18 protein-coding genes are annotated in these 17,565 nt (G+C 61.3%); 11 read left to right on the top strand and 7 right to left on the bottom strand.

From position 1 onward, the window contains the following. Positions 1 to 233 precede the first annotated feature (233 nt). The 4 genes from ugpC to CO655_RS25105 form a co-directional block, all read right to left on the bottom strand. Positions 234 to 1,307: a sn-glycerol-3-phosphate ABC transporter ATP-binding protein UgpC gene (ugpC, locus tag CO655_RS25120; protein WP_097667247.1), complete on the bottom strand. Its 1,074-nt coding sequence runs from the start codon at positions 1,305 to 1,307 to the stop codon at positions 234 to 236. A gap of 21 nt (positions 1,308 to 1,328) precedes the next feature. After that, on the bottom strand, positions 1,329 to 2,177 hold the full coding sequence (locus tag CO655_RS25115; RefSeq protein ID WP_085737210.1) for a carbohydrate ABC transporter permease: 849 nt from the start codon (positions 2,175 to 2,177) through the stop codon (positions 1,329 to 1,331). Next, positions 2,170 to 3,108 (bottom strand): sugar ABC transporter permease, encoded by a 939-nt coding sequence (locus tag CO655_RS25110; RefSeq protein ID WP_097608760.1) that lies wholly within the window; start codon positions 3,106 to 3,108, stop codon positions 2,170 to 2,172. The genes CO655_RS25115 and CO655_RS25110 overlap by 8 nt, the downstream gene beginning before the upstream one ends. A 78-nt stretch (positions 3,109 to 3,186) precedes the next feature. Continuing rightward, positions 3,187 to 4,491: an extracellular solute-binding protein gene (locus tag CO655_RS25105; protein ID WP_097608761.1), complete on the bottom strand. Its 1,305-nt coding sequence runs from the start codon at positions 4,489 to 4,491 to the stop codon at positions 3,187 to 3,189. 199 nt (positions 4,492 to 4,690) lie between these two features. Between CO655_RS25105 and CO655_RS25100 the strand changes: the two genes are divergently transcribed. The 3 genes from CO655_RS25100 to CO655_RS25090 are packed head-to-tail and all read left to right on the top strand — an operon-like array spanning position 4,691 to position 7,684. After that, a complete protein-coding gene (locus CO655_RS25100) occupies positions 4,691 to 5,890 on the top strand; it encodes an ROK family transcriptional regulator (protein WP_097667246.1) in 1,200 nt (399 codons plus the stop codon). A gap of 34 nt (positions 5,891 to 5,924) precedes the next feature. Beyond that, the gene (locus tag CO655_RS25095; RefSeq protein WP_097667245.1) at positions 5,925 to 7,025 is read left to right on the top strand and encodes a Gfo/Idh/MocA family oxidoreductase; all 1,101 of its coding nucleotides are present in this window, start codon (positions 5,925 to 5,927) and stop codon (positions 7,023 to 7,025) included. A gap of 17 nt (positions 7,026 to 7,042) precedes the next feature. Beyond that, on the top strand, positions 7,043 to 7,684 hold the full coding sequence (locus CO655_RS25090) for a ThuA domain-containing protein (RefSeq protein ID WP_012483742.1): 642 nt from the start codon (positions 7,043 to 7,045) through the stop codon (positions 7,682 to 7,684). Between the two features lie 211 nt (positions 7,685 to 7,895). On the opposite strand, the gene CO655_RS25085 is transcribed toward CO655_RS25090, so the two are convergent. Continuing rightward, a complete protein-coding gene (locus CO655_RS25085; protein ID WP_097608765.1) occupies positions 7,896 to 8,375 on the bottom strand; it encodes a DUF2938 domain-containing protein in 480 nt (159 codons plus the stop codon). Positions 8,376 to 8,616: 241 nt separating this feature from the next. Here CO655_RS25085 and CO655_RS25080 point away from each other — a divergent pair, with 241 nt between their 5' ends. After that, on the top strand, positions 8,617 to 9,414 hold the full coding sequence (locus tag CO655_RS25080) for a creatininase family protein (RefSeq protein WP_010029019.1): 798 nt from the start codon (positions 8,617 to 8,619) through the stop codon (positions 9,412 to 9,414). A 30-nt stretch (positions 9,415 to 9,444) separates the two neighbouring features. On the opposite strand, the gene CO655_RS25075 is transcribed toward CO655_RS25080, so the two are convergent. Next, positions 9,445 to 10,395, bottom strand: coding sequence for a LysR family transcriptional regulator (locus CO655_RS25075; protein WP_097608812.1), 951 nt, complete (start codon positions 10,393 to 10,395; stop codon positions 9,445 to 9,447). A 182-nt stretch (positions 10,396 to 10,577) separates the two neighbouring features. On the opposite strand from CO655_RS25075, the gene CO655_RS25070 reads away from it, so the two are divergent. The 7 genes from CO655_RS25070 to CO655_RS25040 are packed head-to-tail and all read left to right on the top strand — an operon-like array spanning position 10,578 to position 16,988. Beyond that, the gene (locus CO655_RS25070) at positions 10,578 to 11,594 is read left to right on the top strand and encodes an ABC transporter substrate-binding protein (RefSeq protein WP_097667244.1); all 1,017 of its coding nucleotides are present in this window, start codon (positions 10,578 to 10,580) and stop codon (positions 11,592 to 11,594) included. 42 nt (positions 11,595 to 11,636) lie between these two features. Then, positions 11,637 to 12,455 (top strand): ABC transporter ATP-binding protein, encoded by an 819-nt coding sequence (locus tag CO655_RS25065; RefSeq protein ID WP_097667243.1) that lies wholly within the window; start codon positions 11,637 to 11,639, stop codon positions 12,453 to 12,455. Next, positions 12,455 to 13,297, top strand: coding sequence for an ABC transporter permease (locus tag CO655_RS25060; protein ID WP_097667242.1), 843 nt, complete (start codon positions 12,455 to 12,457; stop codon positions 13,295 to 13,297). Before CO655_RS25065 ends, CO655_RS25060 begins: the two co-directional genes overlap by 1 nt. Beyond that, positions 13,297 to 14,610, top strand: a complete 1,314-nt coding sequence (locus CO655_RS25055) for a cytosine deaminase (protein WP_097667241.1) — start codon at positions 13,297 to 13,299, stop codon at positions 14,608 to 14,610. Before CO655_RS25060 ends, CO655_RS25055 begins: the two co-directional genes overlap by 1 nt. Position 14,611: 1 nt before the next feature. After that, positions 14,612 to 16,018, top strand: coding sequence for an FAD-binding oxidoreductase (locus CO655_RS25050; RefSeq protein WP_097667240.1), 1,407 nt, complete (start codon positions 14,612 to 14,614; stop codon positions 16,016 to 16,018). Beyond that, complete coding sequence (locus tag CO655_RS25045; RefSeq protein WP_097667239.1) at positions 16,018 to 16,599, top strand: NAD(P)H-dependent oxidoreductase; 582 nt, start codon at positions 16,018 to 16,020, stop codon at positions 16,597 to 16,599. Before CO655_RS25050 ends, CO655_RS25045 begins: the two co-directional genes overlap by 1 nt. Next, positions 16,599 to 16,988, top strand: a complete 390-nt coding sequence (locus tag CO655_RS25040; RefSeq protein ID WP_097667238.1) for a Rid family hydrolase — start codon at positions 16,599 to 16,601, stop codon at positions 16,986 to 16,988. Before CO655_RS25045 ends, CO655_RS25040 begins: the two co-directional genes overlap by 1 nt. Positions 16,989 to 17,015: 27 nt before the next feature. Here CO655_RS25040 and CO655_RS25035 read toward each other — a convergent pair whose 3' ends face one another. Continuing rightward, the gene (locus tag CO655_RS25035; RefSeq protein ID WP_097667237.1) at positions 17,016 to 17,528 is read right to left on the bottom strand and encodes a MarR family winged helix-turn-helix transcriptional regulator; all 513 of its coding nucleotides are present in this window, start codon (positions 17,526 to 17,528) and stop codon (positions 17,016 to 17,018) included. Between the last annotated feature and the right edge of the window lie 37 nt (positions 17,529 to 17,565).

The following is a 17,565-nucleotide window of genomic DNA, read 5'->3' as shown; positions in this document are numbered from 1 at the left end:
CCCTCGGGGAGAAGGTGCCCGTAGGGCGGATGAGGGGCCGGCGATGCCGGTCTCTCCTCCGGCTCATCTCGACCATGCGCGGGGTGCTGGGCCCAACATTTCCGTCGGCGTGCCGGAATCGAATTTGCGTGGGGGGTGCCGTTCCGCCCCCTCATCCGCCTGCCGGCACCTTCTCCCCGAGGGGAGAAGAGGAATTGCCGCACCCTCTCCGATCCCCGCAGACTAATCCTCGCCTACAGCGCCACCCCGCTGCCGCGGTCGAAGACATGCACCTGGTCGCTGGCGATGCTTGCTTCGAACACAGCGCCGTAGCGGGCGGGATATTCGCCGTCGACGATGGCGGTGACCTGCTGGCCGGCGAGATCGAAGACCACATGGGTCTGGGCGCCGGTCGGTTCCACCAGCATGGTGCGGCCGGCAAGCGGCGTGCCGGCGGCTATGCCGGGAATGAGATGTTCGGGGCGCAGGCCGATGGTGACGGCCTGGCCGGGCCTGACCCGGCGGTCGGGCGCGATACGGATCGCCGTGCCGTCTTCGAGGCGGGCGGCGGGCGCGCCGTTTTGACCCTCCACCGTGCCGTCGAGCATGTTCATCGCCGGCGAGCCGATGAAGGCGGCGACGAAGAGGTTGGCCGGCTTCTTGTAAAGTTCGAGCGGCGTGCCCGACTGCTCCACCCTGCCCTGATTGAGCACGACGATGCGGTCGGCGAGCGTCATCGCCTCGATCTGGTCGTGAGTGACGTAGATCGACGTCGTCTTCACCTTCTGGTGCAACGTCTTGATCTCCGAGCGCATCTGCACGCGGAGTTTCGCGTCGAGGTTGGAGAGCGGCTCGTCGAACAGGAAAACGGCCGGGTTGCGGACCACGGCGCGGCCCATGGCGACGCGCTGGCGCTGGCCGCCGGAAAGCTGGGCCGGCTTGCGGTCGAGCAGCTCGGCAAGATCCAGCATGCGGGCAGCCTCGGCAACGCGGGCCTCGATCTGGGGTTTGGCGACGCCGGCGAGCTTCAAGTTGAAGCCCATGTTTTCAGCGACCGTCATATGCGGATAGAGCGCATAGGACTGGAAGACCATGGCGATGTTGCGCTCGCGCGGCGTCATGGCGTTGACGATATTGCCGCCGATCGCGATCTCGCCGTCGGTGATCTCTTCGAGGCCGGCGATCATCCGCAGCAGCGTCGATTTTCCGCAGCCGGACGGTCCGACGAGAGCGACGAATTCGCCATCCTCGATATGAAGCGAGATGCCGTGGATGACGTCGACGGCGCCATAGGCCTTGCTTACATCGTGCAGTGAAACGGATGCCATGTGCAACTCCAATAATTCGGCTCAGGACTTGACGGCGCCGGCGGTCAGGCCGGCGATGATGTGCCGCTGGGCGACGAAAAAGACGATGATCGTCGGCAGGATGGTCAGAGTGATGAAGGCCAGCACCAACTGCCATTCCGTGCCGTATTCGCCGCGATAGACCATGATGCCGAGCGGCCAGGGATATTTCGATTCCGAGTTCAGCATGATCAGCGGCAGGATGTAGCTGTTCCAGCTGCCGACGAAGGAGATGATGCTGACGGTGGCGACGATCGGCCGGGAGAGCGGCAGCGAGATATGCCAGAAGAATCTCATATAACCGCAGCCATCGACGAAGGCCGCCTGAAACAATTCTTCCGGAAGGTTGCGGAAATAGTTCCGGAACAACAGGATGCTCATGCCGAGGCCGAAGGCCACCTGCGGCAGTACCACACCCCAATAGGTATTCAGCAGGCCGAGATCGCGGATGCGGATGAAGAGCGGCAGGATCGCGGTCGCCGCCGGAAACATCAGGCCGAGCAGGAAATAATTGAGCAGGAAGGACGAGCCGAAGAAGCGGACATGCGCGAAGGCGAAGGCCGCCATCGACGAGACGATCAGCGTCAGCAGCACGGTGAGCGCTGCGATGATCAGCGAATTGCCGATCTGCAACCAATAACGCTCGCCGAACAGAATGTCCGTATAGTTCGCCCACTGCCATTCCGTCGGCAGGCCGAAAGGGTTGGTGCGCAGGTCGCCCAGCGTCTTGAAGCCGCCAAGCGCCGTCGTCAGCAGCGGGATCAGCACGATGGCAGCGATCAGGGTCAGCGACACGTAGAGGTAGATGCGGGTCGATGCGCGCATGCGGATGGAAGAGCTCATATCAGTCATGGCGCATGAAGATCCTTTTGTAACCGAAGGCGAGCGTCACGCAGATGATGAAGAGCACGACGCCGACGGCGCTGCCCAAGCCGACCTGCATGCGCATGACGCCATAGGTGTAGAGAAAGGTGACCATCGTCTGGGTGGAGTTCGACGGTCCGCCGCCGGTCAGCGGCATGATCATGTCGAAGAGCTGCAGCGAGCCGACGACGGCAAAGAAGATCGACAGGCGCAAGGTCGAGCCGAGCAGCGGCAAGGTGACGTAACGGAATTTCTGCCAGCCGGTGGCGCCGTCGATTTCGGCCGCTTCGAGCACGCTCTTATCGACCGATTGCAGGCCGGCGATGAACAGCATCATGTGAAAGCCGAAATATTTCCAGACGATGACGCCGAGCACGGCATAGATCGCCACATCCTTGTCGGCGAGCACATAAGGGTTGGCGAAGCCGAAGAAATTGGAAACGGCGGCAAACAGACCGTAATCGCCGTCATAGACGAAGCGCCAGATCAGGCCGGCGGCAACGTCGGCCAACACATAGGGCAGGAAGAAGATCAGCCGGTAGCCGACGACACCGGGAATGCGGTGGGCGAGCATCGTGGCAAGCCAGATGGCGAGCGGTACCTGGATGCAGATCGAGATGACAATGATCAGGCCATTATTGACCAGCGCCTGGGTGAAGGCCGCGTTGCGGAACAGCACCTGAAAATTGCGCAACGCGATGAACTCGGTCGGCGTGCCGTAGCCATTCCACTTGTAGAGGCTGTACCAGGCCGCCTCGCCCATCGGCATGATGACGAAGAGCGTGAACAGCAGCAGTGCCGGCGGCAGGAAGAGCAACAGCACCGTCAGCCGGTCGTGAGCGACCGAGCTTTTTCGGTTTGCGGCGCGTCTTGCCGGCCTCGCCGCCGATGTCATCGAGGGGACTAAAATATTGGCCATGGATCCTGCTTTCGTTCGTCGGCAGCTATGCCGGCGCTCCGCTTGATCGGGAGCGCCGGGAAGGTTCTGCGCGCGCTGCTATTGTTCCAGCTCGAAAGCGTCCTGGATCATCTGGGCGCCGTCCTTGGAGTTCATCTGGCCGGAGACGATTTCCACCGAGACGTCGTTGACGACACGGCCGACGGCCGCGCCGAGATCCTGGTCGAAGAAGTTCTGATGCCAGGTCGAACCGGCCAGCTGTTTGGCGGATTCGGCCAGCAGCGGGTTGACGACGCCGTCATCGGCGCCGACGGCAACGGGAAGCAGCATGCCTGATTTGGCCATCGCCCGCTCATTCTCCGCATTCGTCAGGAAAGCGAGGAAATCGATCGCTTCCTTGGAGGCCTTCTTGGTGACGGCCCAGCCGTTCAGGCCGCCGAGTGTGTCGGTCGGCTTGCCGGCGCCGCCATCGACCGTCGGGAAGACGAAACGGCCGATATTGTCGGGTGCGAGGCCTTTGCCGTCACCGGCATTCTTGCGCTGATTGGCCTCGGTCGCTTCAAAACCGAGGATCATCGCCGCCTTGCCGTCACCGAAAACGCCGAGCGTCTGCGGCCAGGTGGCGCCGAGATAGCCGGGCTGGAAAGGTTCGAGCTTGCCGAGTTCGGCGAGATCATCGCCGGCCTTGATGATCGCGGGATCGAGAAAACCTTCGCCCTCGCCGTTCTTGGCGGCTTCGAAAACCTTCTGGCCGCCCTCGCGCATGACGAGATAGCTCCAGTAGAAATGGATCGGCCATTTTTCACCGCCGCCGCCGGCAATCGGCACGATGCCGGCCGCCTTGATCTTCTTCACTGCAGCGAGGAAATCCGTCCAGGTCTTGATGTCCTCGGCCTTGACGCCGGCCTTGGCAAACAGCGCCTTGTTATAGAAAAAGCTGACGAGACCGACCTTGTAGGGAATGGCCCAGGTCTTGCCGTCAAAGGTAAGCCCGTCGACCGAAGCCGGCGTATAGGCGTTGCGCAGCTTGCCGCCGTCGGCATCGAGGGCTGCCGTCACATCCTGCAACGCGCCGGTTTCGGACTGCTGCTTCAACACGCCGCCGCCCCAGCTGAAAAAGAAATCCGGCACGTCGTCGGATTGCAGCAGCGTAGGAAGCTTGGCCTTGAAGGCTTCGTTTTCGAGAAACTGCATCTGGATGTCGACGTCGGGATGCTGGGCTTCGTATTTTTTGACGATGTCTTCCCAGGCCGCGACGTTTTTCGGGTCGAGTTCGAGATGCAGCCACTTGACCACCGTCGTCGCCGAGGCGGCACCTGCTCCCGCCAGCAACAGGCCGGCCGCCGCCGCCATGGATACGAAACGCCTGCCGCCGAAAGCGGCGTTTTTCAGCATAAAATTCATGATTTTCCTCCCAGGGGACCTATCCTCACAATTTTTCCCCTATGCGGATTAATTCACCGGAGCTTTTGCCGGATGTCAACCCAATTGCCGCTATTTTTACCAAATGCGCTTGACAGGTCCGCGGGATTGCCTGCTATTTATTTCGTAACCCGTTAAAAATATTGGCTTCCGCCCAACGAACGATGCCGGCTAGTTTTTCATGAAGACCGCAGATCCAGAATTGATGCGCGCGATCAATCGCTTGAACGTGCTCGATACCATCCGGCGCCATGGTCCGATCTCGCGCATCGAGATCAGCGAACGGACCGAGCTTTCCACCACGACCGTTTCCGCCATTACCGCCTCCCTGCTCGACGATGGGCTGATCCTGCCGCGTCACGAAGGCGATATCCGCAACGAGGCGGTGCGCGGCAGGCCGCGCGTGGCGCTGGAGCTCAATCCCGATGCCGCCCGCGTCGTCGGCGGCAAGATCGCCGCCAACCGGATGGTCTTCGTCGTCACCAATTTCCGCGGCGACGTGCTGTCGAAACTCGCTTTGCCGATCCGCCTCGACCGGCAGCCGATCGGCGTCATCGCCGATCTGGTCGAGGATGGCGTGCGGCGCTGCGTCGTCGATGCCGGGCTGTCGCTTGAGGATGTCGACAGCGTCTGCCTCGGCTTTCCCGGCGTCATCGAGCACCGCACCGGTTACATCAGAAGCAGCCCGATCTTCCGGGACACCAATGTCAATTTCGCCGCCGAGATGTCGACGCGGCTGTCGACGCCGACCATCGTCGAAAGCGACGCGCATGCCATCACGCTTGGCCATCACTGGTTCGGCAAAGCGCGCGATCTCGAGGATATGGTGTTGATTTCATTGGAGCAGACGCTGGGTCTCGGCGTGCTGCACGGCAACAGCCTGTTTCGCGGCGCCGGCGGCCTCAGCCACAATCTCGGCGACCTCGTGCTCGGCATGGGGCCGAATGGCGTGGTGCGGCTCTTCAGCCAGGCCGGCGAGAGCGCCATCCTCGGCGAACAGCAGGCCGACGGGCGTTTTGCCGAAGCGATCCGGCTCGGGCGCGGCATGACCCATGCCCAGGCGCTGATCAAGGCCGATGACGACCGGCTGATTGGCGCCGCCATCCGCGCCGGCGAAGCGGTGGGACTGACCATCGCCAATATCGTCACGCTGTTTGCGCCGCCGCGCGTCATCCTTGTCGGGTCGAGCCTGGCGCTCGGCGAGCCATTCCTGAACAGCCTGCGCGATGCCTATGCGCTCGCCATTCCGCCCTCGCTGAAGGGGGTGAGCGAACTCGTCTTCGACGATTCGAGCGACGATTTCTGGGCGCAGGGTGCCGCCGCGGTGGCGCTCTACGAACTCTACGAATCGCCCTGGAGCACCACGGGGCCGGCGCTCTGACGGGCGTCACAATCACGATCAGATGGAGGAATTCATGGAAAGAGTCGGTATCGGCATCATCGGATGCGGCAATATTTCGGGCGCCTATCTCAAAGCGATGGCCTCCTTTCCCATTCTCGACATCCGCGGCGTCGCCGACCTCAATCGGGAACTGGCGGAAGCAAAGGCCGCCGAATTCAACGTTCCCGCCCGGACGGTCGAAGAGCTTTTCGCCGATCCCAAGGTTGAGATCATCGTCAACCTGACGATCCCGAAGGCCCATGTCGCCGTCGCGCTACAGGCGCTCGAGGCCGGCAAACACACCTATTCGGAAAAGCCGCTCGGGATTAATTTCGCGGAAGGGAAAAAATTGGCCGAGGCGGCCCGCGCCCGCAATCTGCGCATCGGTGCGGCGCCCGACACCTTCCTCGGCGGCGGCCATCAGACGGCGCGCGCCTTGATCGACCAGGGCGTCATCGGCCAGCCGGTCGGCGGCTCGGCGATCTTCATGTGCCCGGGCCATGAGCGCTGGCATCCGAACCCGGCCTTCTACTACGAGGTCGGCGGCGGGCCGATGCTCGATATGGGTCCCTATTACATCACCGACCTCATCAATCTTCTCGGGCCGGTTGCCCAAGTCGCGGGCTTTGCGACGACGCCGCGAGCAGAGCGGTTGATTACCAGCGAGCCGCGCAACGGCGAGCGCATTCCCGTGCATGTGCCGACCCATGTCGCCGGCATGATGGCTTTTGCGAGCGGCGCTGTCGTCCAGATCGCCATGAGCTTCGACGTCGCCGGCCACAAACATGTGCCGCTGGAGGTCTACGGCACCGAGGGTACGCTGATCGTGCCCGATCCGAACAAATTCGAAGGCCCTGTGGAATATCTCAGGAAGGGCGGCCAATTCGAGGACCAGCCACTCACAGCACCTTATGCCGACGGCAATTACCGCTCGCTCGGCGTCGCCGACATGGCGCATGCGATCCGCTCTAACCGGCCGCATCGCGCCAATGGCGATCTGGCGCTGCATGTGCTGGAGGTCATGGAAGCGTTCCATACTGCGTCTGCGACCGGCCGGACGGTCACCATCACCACGGCGACGGCGCGCCCTGCCCCCTTGTCGGATTCCATCGTCGACGGACGGTTGGCGAAATAATTTCAGGAGGAATGACTATGCGTGAAGCACTGATCGTCTGGGGCGGCTGGAGCGGCCACGAGCCGCAGGAATGCGCCGAAATTATCAAGACCATGCTCGAGGAGGACGGCTTCAAGGTCTATCTCGAACACGGCACCGAGGCGCTGGCCGACCCGTCCGTCCATGATCTCAGCCTGGTCGTGCCGATCATGACGATGTCGAAGATCGAGAAGGAAGAGGTCAAGAACCTCGCCGCCGCGATCGAGAGCGGCGTCGGCATTGCCGGCTATCACGGCGGCGCGGGCGATGCCTTCCGCGATTCCGTCGACTATCAGTTCATCATCGGCGGCCAGTGGGTGGCGCACCCCGGCAATATCATCGACTATACCGTCAACATCACCCGGCCGGACGATCCGCTGATGGAGGGGATTTCCGATTTTCCTTATACGTCGGAGCAATATTACATGCATGTCGACCCCTCGAACGAGGTTCTGGCGACGACGAAATTCACCGGCGAGCACGCCTACTGGATCGACGGCGTGGTCATGCCTGTCGTCTGGAAGCGCAAATACGGCAAGGGCCGCGTCTTCTATTCCTCGCTCGGCCACCAGGCGAAGGAATTCGACGTTCCCGAGATGAAGACGATCTTCCGCCGCGGTGCGAATTGGGCGGCGCGGTGAGATAGTGCCTTTCGCAGGGAACCAATAGACCCCTCCCCAACCCCTCCCCACAAGGGGGAGGGGCTAAGATGCCGCACCGCTTCACATAAACTCTATCGTATCAATCCGTCGAACGGTAACAGCCAGCAAGACCGTTTGCTTTCGGTCGCCGCCGGACGCCACAGCTTAGTCCCTCCCCCTTGTGGGGAGGGGTTGGGGGCAGGCCGCGATCTCAGCGAATGATCAACGCCGTCCCATAAAGCCCCAACGCAAACACCGTGTGCGCAAGCAGGTTGAAGCAACGGACCTTTATCGGCTTCGGATGTTTGGAAGCGGCCCAGCCGAGGCCGAGGCCGGGCTGCAGCAGGAACCACCCTGCCCCGACGGTGAGGATGCCGAAGATCCAGGCGGGCAGAAATGTCGGCGCGATCAACCACCCCTGCCCCACGATGATCGCGAAGATCACGCCGTAGAGAATGCCGACGGCGTAGTGACTGATCCAGCCGAGGGTGAGTTCATGCTCATAGGGATCGGCATCGGCAATGTTCTGGTGAAAGACCTTGCCGTGGCGAAGATGCCAGAACCAACGGCCGACCGGTGCCCAATTGGCCGGCGGCTGGCCGAAGACCTTGGCGAGCACGATCGCCCAGAGGTCCATGAGGATGGTTGCACCGGCGCCGATCGCCAGGCCGCGCCACAGAATATCGAACATCGGGAATCACCGGAAAGCTTGAGATAGGAGGCGCCACAGAACCATTGCCGGCACGCCGGCGCAATGGTTTTGGTCAATTGGCTGGCTGCAGCCCGGTTTCAAAGCGAGGCATCCCGCGAGCTCGCGCGAGCATCGCCTTTCCATCACCCGCAAAAAGGCATCGGTGCGGGCGCAAATTGATGCTTTTCGCGCGCAACGATATTTCCTACTCACGATCTGAACGGCAATGAGAGGCGCGGCGATGGCACTGCCATTCTACTGGAACGAATTGAACACGTACGATTTCGCCGGACTTTCGCCGGACACGACCATCGCCATCCTCCCGATCGCCTCAACCGAACAGCACGGCCCCCACCTTCCGATTGCAACAGATGTTGCAATCGCCAACGGCATGCTGGCCGAGCTGCGAAAGCAAAAGCCCGAGGACCTCGATTTCCTGGTCCTGCCGACGCAGGAGATCGGCAAGGCGAACGAGCACATTCACGGCCCGGGAACACTGTCGCTGAGTGCGGAATTGCTCATTCCCGTCTGGACGGCGATCGGGGCAAAGGTCGCCGAAACCGGCATCCGGAAGATGGTGATCGTCAATTCGCATGGCGGCAATGTCGACATCATGAGCATCGTCGCGCGCGAGCTGCGGGTCCGTTGTCAGATGGCCGTCATCTCGACACAATGGGGCCGCTTCGGCCATCCCGAAGGTATGATCGGCGAACACGAGATGAAATACGGCATCCACGGCGGCGAGGTGGAAACCTCGCTGATGCTGCATTTCCGTCCCGATCTGGTGCGGATGGACAAGGCGCAGAATTTCACCTCGAAGGCGGAATGGATGCGCCAGCAATCGAAATATATTCAGCCCCTGCCGCCGCATTCCCTTGCCTGGATCGCCCACGACCTCAATCCAAACGGAGTGGTCGGCGACGCATCGCTCGGGACAGCCGGAAAGGGCGAAGCAATCTGCCGCCATCAGGTCAAGGGATTTGTCGATCTACTCTATGACCTGAAGCGCTACCCGCTGTCCAATCTCTATTCGAAATAAAGTTCCGTCCCGGTCTGCCCGAGACGCGGCTCAGATCGCAGCGGCTTTCTCCACCGCGATATGGCCTTTAGCCTGCAGTTCTTCCACCAGGCCGGCGAGCTCGGCCAGGAGATACTCGACGAAGAGGCTGGTCGCGGAATCGAGCGGCGCGCGGGCGCGGGCAAAAAGCTTCATCGGCTGGTGGCGCGCATGTGGCTCGGCGATCGGCCGGAAGACCAGCTCGCCCTGACGGCATTCGGTGATGACGTCGAGCGGGTTCAGGATCGTCAGCCCCGCCCCCGACTTGACCAGCTTCTTCAGCATCTCAGACGCATTGGTTTCAAGCACCGGCTCGACATGCACGTCGAGACGCGCCAGGGCCAGATTGATCACATCGCGCAGGCTCGTGCCCTGCTGGGCGAGCACCAGGCGCTCCTGGACGATATCGGCAAGGTTGATCGGACCCGCCCCGATCAGATGATGGCCGGGCGGCAGGACGACGCCGATCGGGATGTCAAAATTGCCGAGCGTGCGGATGCCGGGCGTTGCCGGAATATTGAAGCCGAGACCGATATCAACCTCGCCTGACAGCACCGGATTGACGGTCATCGTACCAGCGTCGTTGCGCAATTGCATGAAAACACGCGGATGCTCCGACTGAAAGCGCGCAATGATGTCAGGCAGTGGTCCTGCGGCAAGGCCGACCGTGGTCACCAGTCGCACCTTGCCGGCCTGCTGCATCTTCAGGCTGCGGATGCGGCCCTCCAGCCGCTCATAATTCTTCAGGACCTCGCGAATATGCTCGATGCAGAGCTCGCCGGCTGCCGTCAGGCGCAGGCCGCGCGGCAGGCGCTCGAAGAGCGGCGCACCCATTTCCTCTTCCAGAGCCAGAATCTGTCGGTTGATTGCCGATGACGCCACGTTCAACCGCGCGGCCGCTTTGCGGATCGACCCCGAGCGCGCGATCTCGTTAATATAGAGAAGCTTTCTCGAATGCAGCATCATGACCTCGTTGCACAAAAAAGAAGCGCATAGCGCAAATTAGGCACAGGCTTTCGGTGAGATGCCGAAAAGGCATCATTGCGCACGAAATTTGATGCTTTTCAAAGAGCAAAGCAATCGCTCCTATGAAGAAAACCGGACGTCGCCAAAGACGTTGCGGACTCACGAGGGGAACGTCGATCATGCCGAATACACTGAAGAACAGCGTCTTTTCCGCACTTGCCGGCCTCGGCGGAATTCTTGCCTCAATCACAGCCGTGCAAGCGGCCGACAAAGTCAGCTATGGTACGAACTGGCTGGCGCAAGCCGAACATGGCGGGTTTTATCAGGCGGTCGCCGATGGCACCTATGCGAAACATGGCCTCGACGTGACCATCGTCCAAGGTGGCCCGAATGCGGCGAACAGCGCACTTTTGATCTCCGGCAAGATCGACTTTTACATGGGTGGCCCACAGGGCGAGATCTCGGCCGTCGAACAGGGCATTCCGCTCGTCGACGTCGCGGCCATCTTCCAGAAGGATCCGCAGGTGCTGATCGCGCACCCCGATGCCGGCATCGACAAGTTCGAAGATCTCGCGAAGCTCAAGACCCTGTTTCTCGGCAAGGACGGCTATCTCACCTATTTCGAATGGATGAAGGCGAACTTCAAAGGCTTCCGGGACGAGCAGTATAAGCCTTACAATTTCAGCCCGGCTCCATTCCTCGCCGACAAGGGTTCGGCACAGCAAGGTTACCTGACCTCGGAACCCTATGAGATTGAGAAGCAGGCCGGTTTCGAGCCAAAAGTCTTCCTGCTCGCCGATAACGGCTATTCGCCCTATTCGACGATGATAACCACCACCCAGGCGATGATCGACAGCAAGCCGGACATCGTCCAGCGCTTCGTCGATGCTTCGATCGAAGGCTGGTACAACTATCTCTACGGCGACAACAGCAAGGCCAACGAGCTGATCAAGAAGGATAATCCTGAAATGACCGATGGCCAGATCGCCTACTCCATCGCCAAGATGAAGGAATACGGCATCATCGAGTCCGGCGACAGCCTGGACAAGGGCATCGGCTGCATGACCGACGCGCACTACAAAGCGTTCTTCGACGAGATGGTAGCGATCAAGGTGTTCAAACCGGAGACGGACTATACCAAGGCCTTTACGACGAAATTCGTCTGCAAGAGCACCGGAATGGCAATGAAGAAGTAAGCGCCCGGCCAACGCTCTCCCCCTCAATGAACGAGACAGGCAATGCTTGAAGTCCAGGCCCGATCCCCGCAAGAGACGCGCAAGCGGCCGCTGGTCGTCATGCGATCTGTTTCGAAAGTCTTCTCCAGCGGTACCGTGGCCCTTTCGAACATGTCGCTCACGGTGGAAGGCGGTGAGTTCATCAGCCTGCTCGGGCCCTCCGGCTGCGGCAAGTCGACGGCACTGCGCATCATTGCTGGTCTCGGCGATGTCACGTCTGGCGAAATCGACTGGCCGAGTTCGCGGGTCAATTCCAGCGGCCTTCCGGAGGGCGACATAGGCTTCGTCTTCCAGGAGCCGACGCTCATGCCCTGGAAAAATGTGTTCGACAATGTCCATCTGCCGTTGAAGCTCAGACGTATCTCGAAGAAGGAGGCTCATGACCAGATTCTGGACGTGCTGAGCACCGTTGGTCTCCAGGATTTTGCCGGCGCCTATCCGCGCGAACTTTCCGGCGGAATGAAGATGCGCGTTTCGATCGCTCGCGCGCTGGTGACGAAGCCGAAGCTTCTGCTGATGGACGAGCCCTTCGCCGCCCTCGACGAGATCACACGCCAGAGACTGAATGACGACGTGCTGCGGCTCTGGACGACGACAGGCATCACCGTCATCTTCGTTACGCATTCGGTCTTCGAATCCGCCTATCTTTCGAACCGTATCGTCGTGACGAAAGCACGGCCCGGACGCGTTCATTCCGACCTTCCGCTGACGACCAGTCTCGAACGGGATGGGCATTACCGCACCTCGGAAGAATACCGCAAAGCCTGCGAGACGGTTTCGCATTCGCTCATCGGGGCGATCAACGCGACGGAGAATCATTGATGCGCGACGAGAGCGATGCAACGCCACTGCTTGCCGCAGGCGCCGCTGCGGCCAGACGCATGGATCTGGCGTTGCGAATCTGCACCCCCCTGCTTGTCATCGTGTCGCTGATCCTGATCTGGCACGCCTATGTGAAGCTTTCCGGCGTGCCGCCCTACATTCTTCCGGGTCCGGCGGCCGTGGCGGACGCCTTCGTGGCCGATTGGGGCACGCTTGCCCCTGCGCTTTGGGTCACCACAAAAATCACCTTCCTGTCGCTGATGCTGGCGCTTGTCGGCGGCGTCGGCTTTGCAATCTTCCTGGTCCAGTCGCGCTGGATCGAACTCGCCTTTTATCCGCTGGCCGTCATCCTGCAGGTGACACCGATCGTGGCAATCTCTCCGCTGATCCTGATCTATGCGCCGTCGACGCAGGTGGCGCTGCTGATCTGCGCCTTCCTCGTCGCCTTCTTCCCGATCCTTTCCAATATGGTCCAAGGATTGAAAAGCGTCGATCACAACCTCATCAATCTCTTCGAGCTCTATGGCGCGTCCCGCTGGCAGACTTTGTTCTTCCTCAAGCTCCCTGCCGCCCAGCCCTACTTCATGACGGGCCTCAGAATCGGCGGCGGACTGGCGCTGATCGCCGCCGTCGTCGCTGAATTTGCAGCCGGCTCGGCGGGCGCGGGCTCCGGGCTCGCCTTCCGGCTTCTCGAAGCCCAGTATCGGCTGAACATTCCGCGCCTCTTTGCAGCGCTGCTGATGCTCTCCCTGCTCGGCGTGGCGATCTTTGCCGCCACCTCCTTCATCTCCTGGCTTGCCCTGCACCGTTGGCACGAGAGCAGCCTGAAGCGGGAAAATTGATGACCCATTCCTTCATTTCCCCACCCAATGCCGGCCGCTTCGCGCTGAGCAACGCAACGCTGCCTGCCGCTGCGGTCACCGGCTACGACGCCTCTGCCGCCGAAGGGCTCGTCAAGGCCGACCTCGTCATCACCGACGGCGTCATCGCCGCCGTGCTGCCGCCCGGCGAGGCGCCGGCCGATCTGGCGAAATCGGACCTCAGGGAAAGCATGGTCTGGCCCTGCTTCACCGATATGCACACCCATCTCGACAAGGGTCATATCTGGCCGCGCAGCGCCAATCCGGACGGCACATTTCCGGGAGCATTGGAGGCGGTTCGCGCCGACCGCGAAGCCAACTGGTCGGCCGGCGACGTGAAGAAGCGCATGGAGTTCTCCCTGCGTTCAGCCTATGCGCACGGCACCAGCCTGATACGCACCCATCTCGACTCCCTGACGCCGCAGCATCGTATTTCCTTCGAGGTCTTTGCCGAGATCCGCGAGACCTGGAAGGATAGGATCGCGTTGCAGGCGGTGGCGCTCTTCCCGATGGAAAATATGGCGGATGCCGCCTATTTCGCCGACCTCGTCGCCGTAGTTCGCGACAAGGGTGGTCTGATCGGCGGCGTCACCCGGATGAGCCCCGCTCTCGACAGCCAGCTCGACACGCTGTTCAGAGCGGCGGCCGATAACGGCCTTGATGTCGATCTCCATGTAGACGAGACCGACGATCCGGCTGCCGAAACCTTGAGGGCAATCGCCCAAGCCGTGCTGCGCAACCGTTTCGACGGCAAGGTGACAGCCGGCCATTGCTGTTCCCTCGCCCGGCATGACGAAGAGACGGCAAAGCGCACGGTCGCACTGGTCGCAGAGGCCGGTGTCGGCGTCGTCTCGCTGCCGATGTGCAACATGTATCTGCAAGACCGCTATCCCGACCGCACACCGCGCTGGCGCGGCGTCACCCTGTTCAAGGAACTGGCCGCGGCCGGCGTTGCGACGGCGGTCGCCTCCGACAATACCCGCGACCCCTTCTACGCCTACGGCGATCTCGACCAGGTGGAGGTGTTCCGCGAGGCGGTCCGCATCCTGCATCTCGACCATCCGCTGGACACGGCCGCGCGGGTCGTCACCACCTCGCCCGCCGATATTCTCGGCAGGCCCGATAAGGGGCGCATCGCCGCCGGTGCCTCGGCCGATCTCGTGCTCTTCAGCGCCCGGCGCTGGAGCGAATTTCTTTCCCGTCCGCAGTCCGACCGCGTCGTGCTTCGCCGCGGCAAGGTGATCGACCGCAGCCTGCCGGACTATCGCGAACTCGATAACCTCGTTGGAGCCTGACATGCCGGATTATCAAAGGATCAAAACGGAACTCGAGGGTGTAGCCGTCGAGGACAATCCGGCGCTGGTGCGCCAGAAGAGCCGTGATTTCTACTGGTATTCGCCGATCCTGAAGGCGCAGCTCGACAATGTGACGGCCGATCTCATCGTCACGCCGAAGAACGAGGAAGAGGTGATCCGGACCTTGAAGGTCGCCTTTGCCCATGGCGTGCCGGTGACTCCGCGCGGCGCCGGGACCGGCAATTACGGCCAGGCCATGCCGCTTTCCGGCGGTATCGTGCTGAACCTTGCAGCCATGAATAAGATCAAGGAGATCCATCCGGGCCGGGTGATCTGCGAACCGGGCATCGTACTCGCCCAGCTCGACAAGCACACCAAGGCCCATTCCGGCCAGGAACTGCGCTTCCATCCGTCGACCGCTCAGACGGCAACTGTGGGCGGCTTCATCGCCGGCGGTTCCGGCGGCGTCGGTTCGATCACCTGGGGCGGCCTGCGCGACCTCGGCAATATCCTGCGCCTGCGCGTCGTCACCATGGAGGCCGAGCCGCGCGTGCTCGATCTCACCGGCTGGGACCTGCAGAAGGTCAGCCATGCCTATGGCACCAACGGCATCATCACCGAGATCGAAATGCCGTTGGCGCCCGCCTATGATTGGGTCGACGTGCTCGTCGGCTACGATGACTTCATGGCTGCCGTGCGCTTCTCGGATGCGCTTGCCAAATGCAACGGAATCTTGGTCAAGGAGATCGCGCCGATCGCCGCACCGATACCGCACGACTATTTCACCCGGCATAAATCCTATATCCGCAAGGGTCAGTCGGTGGTGGTGCTAATGATCGCGCCTCATTCCATGGATGCGTTCGTGGCCTTTGCCGCCGCTCACAAGGGCGAGATCACCTTCCGCTCCGACAGAGTGGAAAGCATGAAAGGCATTCCGCATGCCTATGAGCTTGCCTGGAACCACACGACCCTGCGCGCCCTCAAGGTCGACCCCAGCTTCACCTATCTGCAGGTGCAGTACCCAGGCCCGGATCACGTGGCCAAGGTCGCCAAGATGGTGGAAATCTTCGGTGATGAAGTGCCGGGCCATCTCGAATTCATCAAGTTCGACGGGCAGATCCAATGCTCCGGCCTGCCGCTTGTGCGCTACACCACAGAGCAACGGCTCGAGGAGATCATCAAGATCCACCAGGATCACGGCTGCCCGATCTTCAATCCGCACCGCTACACGCTGGAGGAAGGCGGCATGAAGCGAACCGACAAGGTACAGCTCGCCTTTAAGCACGAGACCGATCCCCGCGGGCTACTGAACCCCGGCAAGATGATTGCGTGGGAGAATCCGGATTTCGATTTCGACGCCGGCAAGAACTATCTCTTTCCCGGCCTTGCGAGCGTCATGGAGGCCTGATGAACGTTCTCGTCCTTCATTCGCATCCGGTCGAGGAAAGCTACGGCAAGGCTCTCTACAAACAGACGCTGGAAAGCCTTGAGAAAGCCGGCCACGCGGTGGATGCCTGTGATCTTTATGCCGAGAAATTCGATCCCGTTCTCTCCCGTCACGACCGGCTCACCTATCACGACTATCCTGCCAATACCGACCTGGTAAAACCCTATGTCGATCGGCTGAAGCAGGCCGAAGGGCTGGTGCTGGTGACGCCTATCTGGAACTTCGGCTTCCCGGCAATCCTCAAAGGCTATTTCGATCGCGTCTGGCTTCCCGGTGTTTCCTTCGATCTCGTCGACGGCAAGGTGGAATCGCGGCTGCGCCATATCGGAAAGCTCGCAGCCGTTCTGACATACGGCGCCACGCCGTTTCGCGCCTTCGCGGCCGGCAATCCGCCGAAGAAGATCGTCAAACGTGTCCTGAGAGCGCAGATCAATCCGCTAAGGCCGGTCACCTTTCTTGCGCATTACGACATGAACAATTGCACAGCCGAAACCCGGGCGAGGTTTCTGGAGAAGGTGAAGACGGCGATGGAGCGCTTCTAATGAAGAGGATCCTCAATCCCTCGTCCGTGCGCCGTCCCTTCGGAAATTACAATCACGGACTGCTGGTGCCGCCGGGCGCCTCGCTGCTCGTGACCTCGGGACAACTCGGCATCGGTCTCGACGAGAAGGTGTCGGAGGACGTCGGCGCGCAGGCAGACCTTTGCTTCCAGGCAATCAGTGCGATTCTTGCCGAGGCGGAGATGAGTTTTGCCGACGTCATCCGCATCTCGGGCTTTGTGACGAAGCGCGAGCACTTCCCCGACTATATGGCGGTCCGGGATCGTTACACGCTCGATCCGAAACCGACCTCGACGCTGATCATCGTCGCCGGCTTCACCCGCCCCGAATTCCTCGTGGAGGTCGAAGTTACGGCCGCAAAAGTATTTTGACACAAGGCTTTTGTCGACGCCCACCCGTCAATCGCCCTCTTCCTGCGGCTTCGTCGCGCTGCCGCCGATGTCGCCGCTGATCTCATTGGCGAACTTGCGCATCAGCCGCACCAGTTCATTGAAGTCGTGCTCGTCCCAGCTTTCGAAGATTGCACGGCCGAGCTTTTCGCGTGCGGCGTCGATGCGGTCTGTCATCGCCTTGCCTTTTGCACTGACGACCGCCTCGCGCACGCGGCGGTCGGCGGGGCTTCCGCGACGCTCGATGAGATCAAGGCTTTCAAGCTTGGCGACCTGGCGGCTGACGGTGGTGTAGTCGCGCCCGGCGCGGTCGGCGAGGTCGACGACGCCGATCGGACCGAGGCGCTCCACCATGACCAGCAGCGGAAACAGGGCGCGGTCGAGCGAAATGCCCGCCTCGCGCACCATCTGCTCGTCGCGCTGAGGCCGGTTCATGACGCTGACGATCTCGATCAGGGCCCCATGCAGTTCGCGCAGTTTTTCCGACATATGTGTATTATGCACATTTTTTCTTGACGTCATGATGATTCTCCAATTATGTGCATAATACACATATGGA

The sequence above is a fragment of the Rhizobium sp. M1 genome, from assembly GCF_002531805.1.
In the GTDB taxonomy this organism is placed as follows: Bacteria; Pseudomonadota; Alphaproteobacteria; order Rhizobiales; family Rhizobiaceae; genus Rhizobium; species Rhizobium etli_C.
Note: the sequence above shows the minus strand (reverse complement) of the source record. Positions and strands in the feature narration are given on the sequence as shown.

Excerpts from the sequence above, each read along its gene's own strand:
- ugpC (WP_097667247.1), bottom strand. The coding sequence starts at position 1,307 with ATGGCATCCGTTTCACTGCACGATGTAAGCAAGGCCTATGGCGCCGTC.
- CO655_RS25115 (WP_085737210.1), bottom strand. The coding sequence starts at position 2,177 with ATGACTGATATGAGCTCTTCCATCCGCATGCGCGCATCGACCCGCATC.
- CO655_RS25110 (WP_097608760.1), bottom strand. The coding sequence starts at position 3,108 with ATGGCCAATATTTTAGTCCCCTCGATGACATCGGCGGCGAGGCCGGCA.
- CO655_RS25105 (WP_097608761.1), bottom strand. The coding sequence starts at position 4,491 with ATGAATTTTATGCTGAAAAACGCCGCTTTCGGCGGCAGGCGTTTCGTA.
- CO655_RS25100 (WP_097667246.1), top strand. The coding sequence starts at position 4,691 with ATGAAGACCGCAGATCCAGAATTGATGCGCGCGATCAATCGCTTGAAC.
- CO655_RS25095 (WP_097667245.1), top strand. The coding sequence starts at position 5,925 with ATGGAAAGAGTCGGTATCGGCATCATCGGATGCGGCAATATTTCGGGC.
- CO655_RS25090 (WP_012483742.1), top strand. The coding sequence starts at position 7,043 with ATGCGTGAAGCACTGATCGTCTGGGGCGGCTGGAGCGGCCACGAGCCG.
- CO655_RS25085 (WP_097608765.1), bottom strand. The coding sequence starts at position 8,375 with ATGTTCGATATTCTGTGGCGCGGCCTGGCGATCGGCGCCGGTGCAACC.
- CO655_RS25080 (WP_010029019.1), top strand. The coding sequence starts at position 8,617 with ATGGCACTGCCATTCTACTGGAACGAATTGAACACGTACGATTTCGCC.
- CO655_RS25075 (WP_097608812.1), bottom strand. The coding sequence starts at position 10,395 with ATGCTGCATTCGAGAAAGCTTCTCTATATTAACGAGATCGCGCGCTCG.
- CO655_RS25070 (WP_097667244.1), top strand. The coding sequence starts at position 10,578 with ATGCCGAATACACTGAAGAACAGCGTCTTTTCCGCACTTGCCGGCCTC.
- CO655_RS25065 (WP_097667243.1), top strand. The coding sequence starts at position 11,637 with ATGCTTGAAGTCCAGGCCCGATCCCCGCAAGAGACGCGCAAGCGGCCG.
- CO655_RS25060 (WP_097667242.1), top strand. The coding sequence starts at position 12,455 with ATGCGCGACGAGAGCGATGCAACGCCACTGCTTGCCGCAGGCGCCGCT.
- CO655_RS25055 (WP_097667241.1), top strand. The coding sequence starts at position 13,297 with ATGACCCATTCCTTCATTTCCCCACCCAATGCCGGCCGCTTCGCGCTG.
- CO655_RS25050 (WP_097667240.1), top strand. The coding sequence starts at position 14,612 with ATGCCGGATTATCAAAGGATCAAAACGGAACTCGAGGGTGTAGCCGTC.
- CO655_RS25045 (WP_097667239.1), top strand. The coding sequence starts at position 16,018 with ATGAACGTTCTCGTCCTTCATTCGCATCCGGTCGAGGAAAGCTACGGC.
- CO655_RS25040 (WP_097667238.1), top strand. The coding sequence starts at position 16,599 with ATGAAGAGGATCCTCAATCCCTCGTCCGTGCGCCGTCCCTTCGGAAAT.
- CO655_RS25035 (WP_097667237.1), bottom strand. The coding sequence starts at position 17,528 with ATGACGTCAAGAAAAAATGTGCATAATACACATATGTCGGAAAAACTG.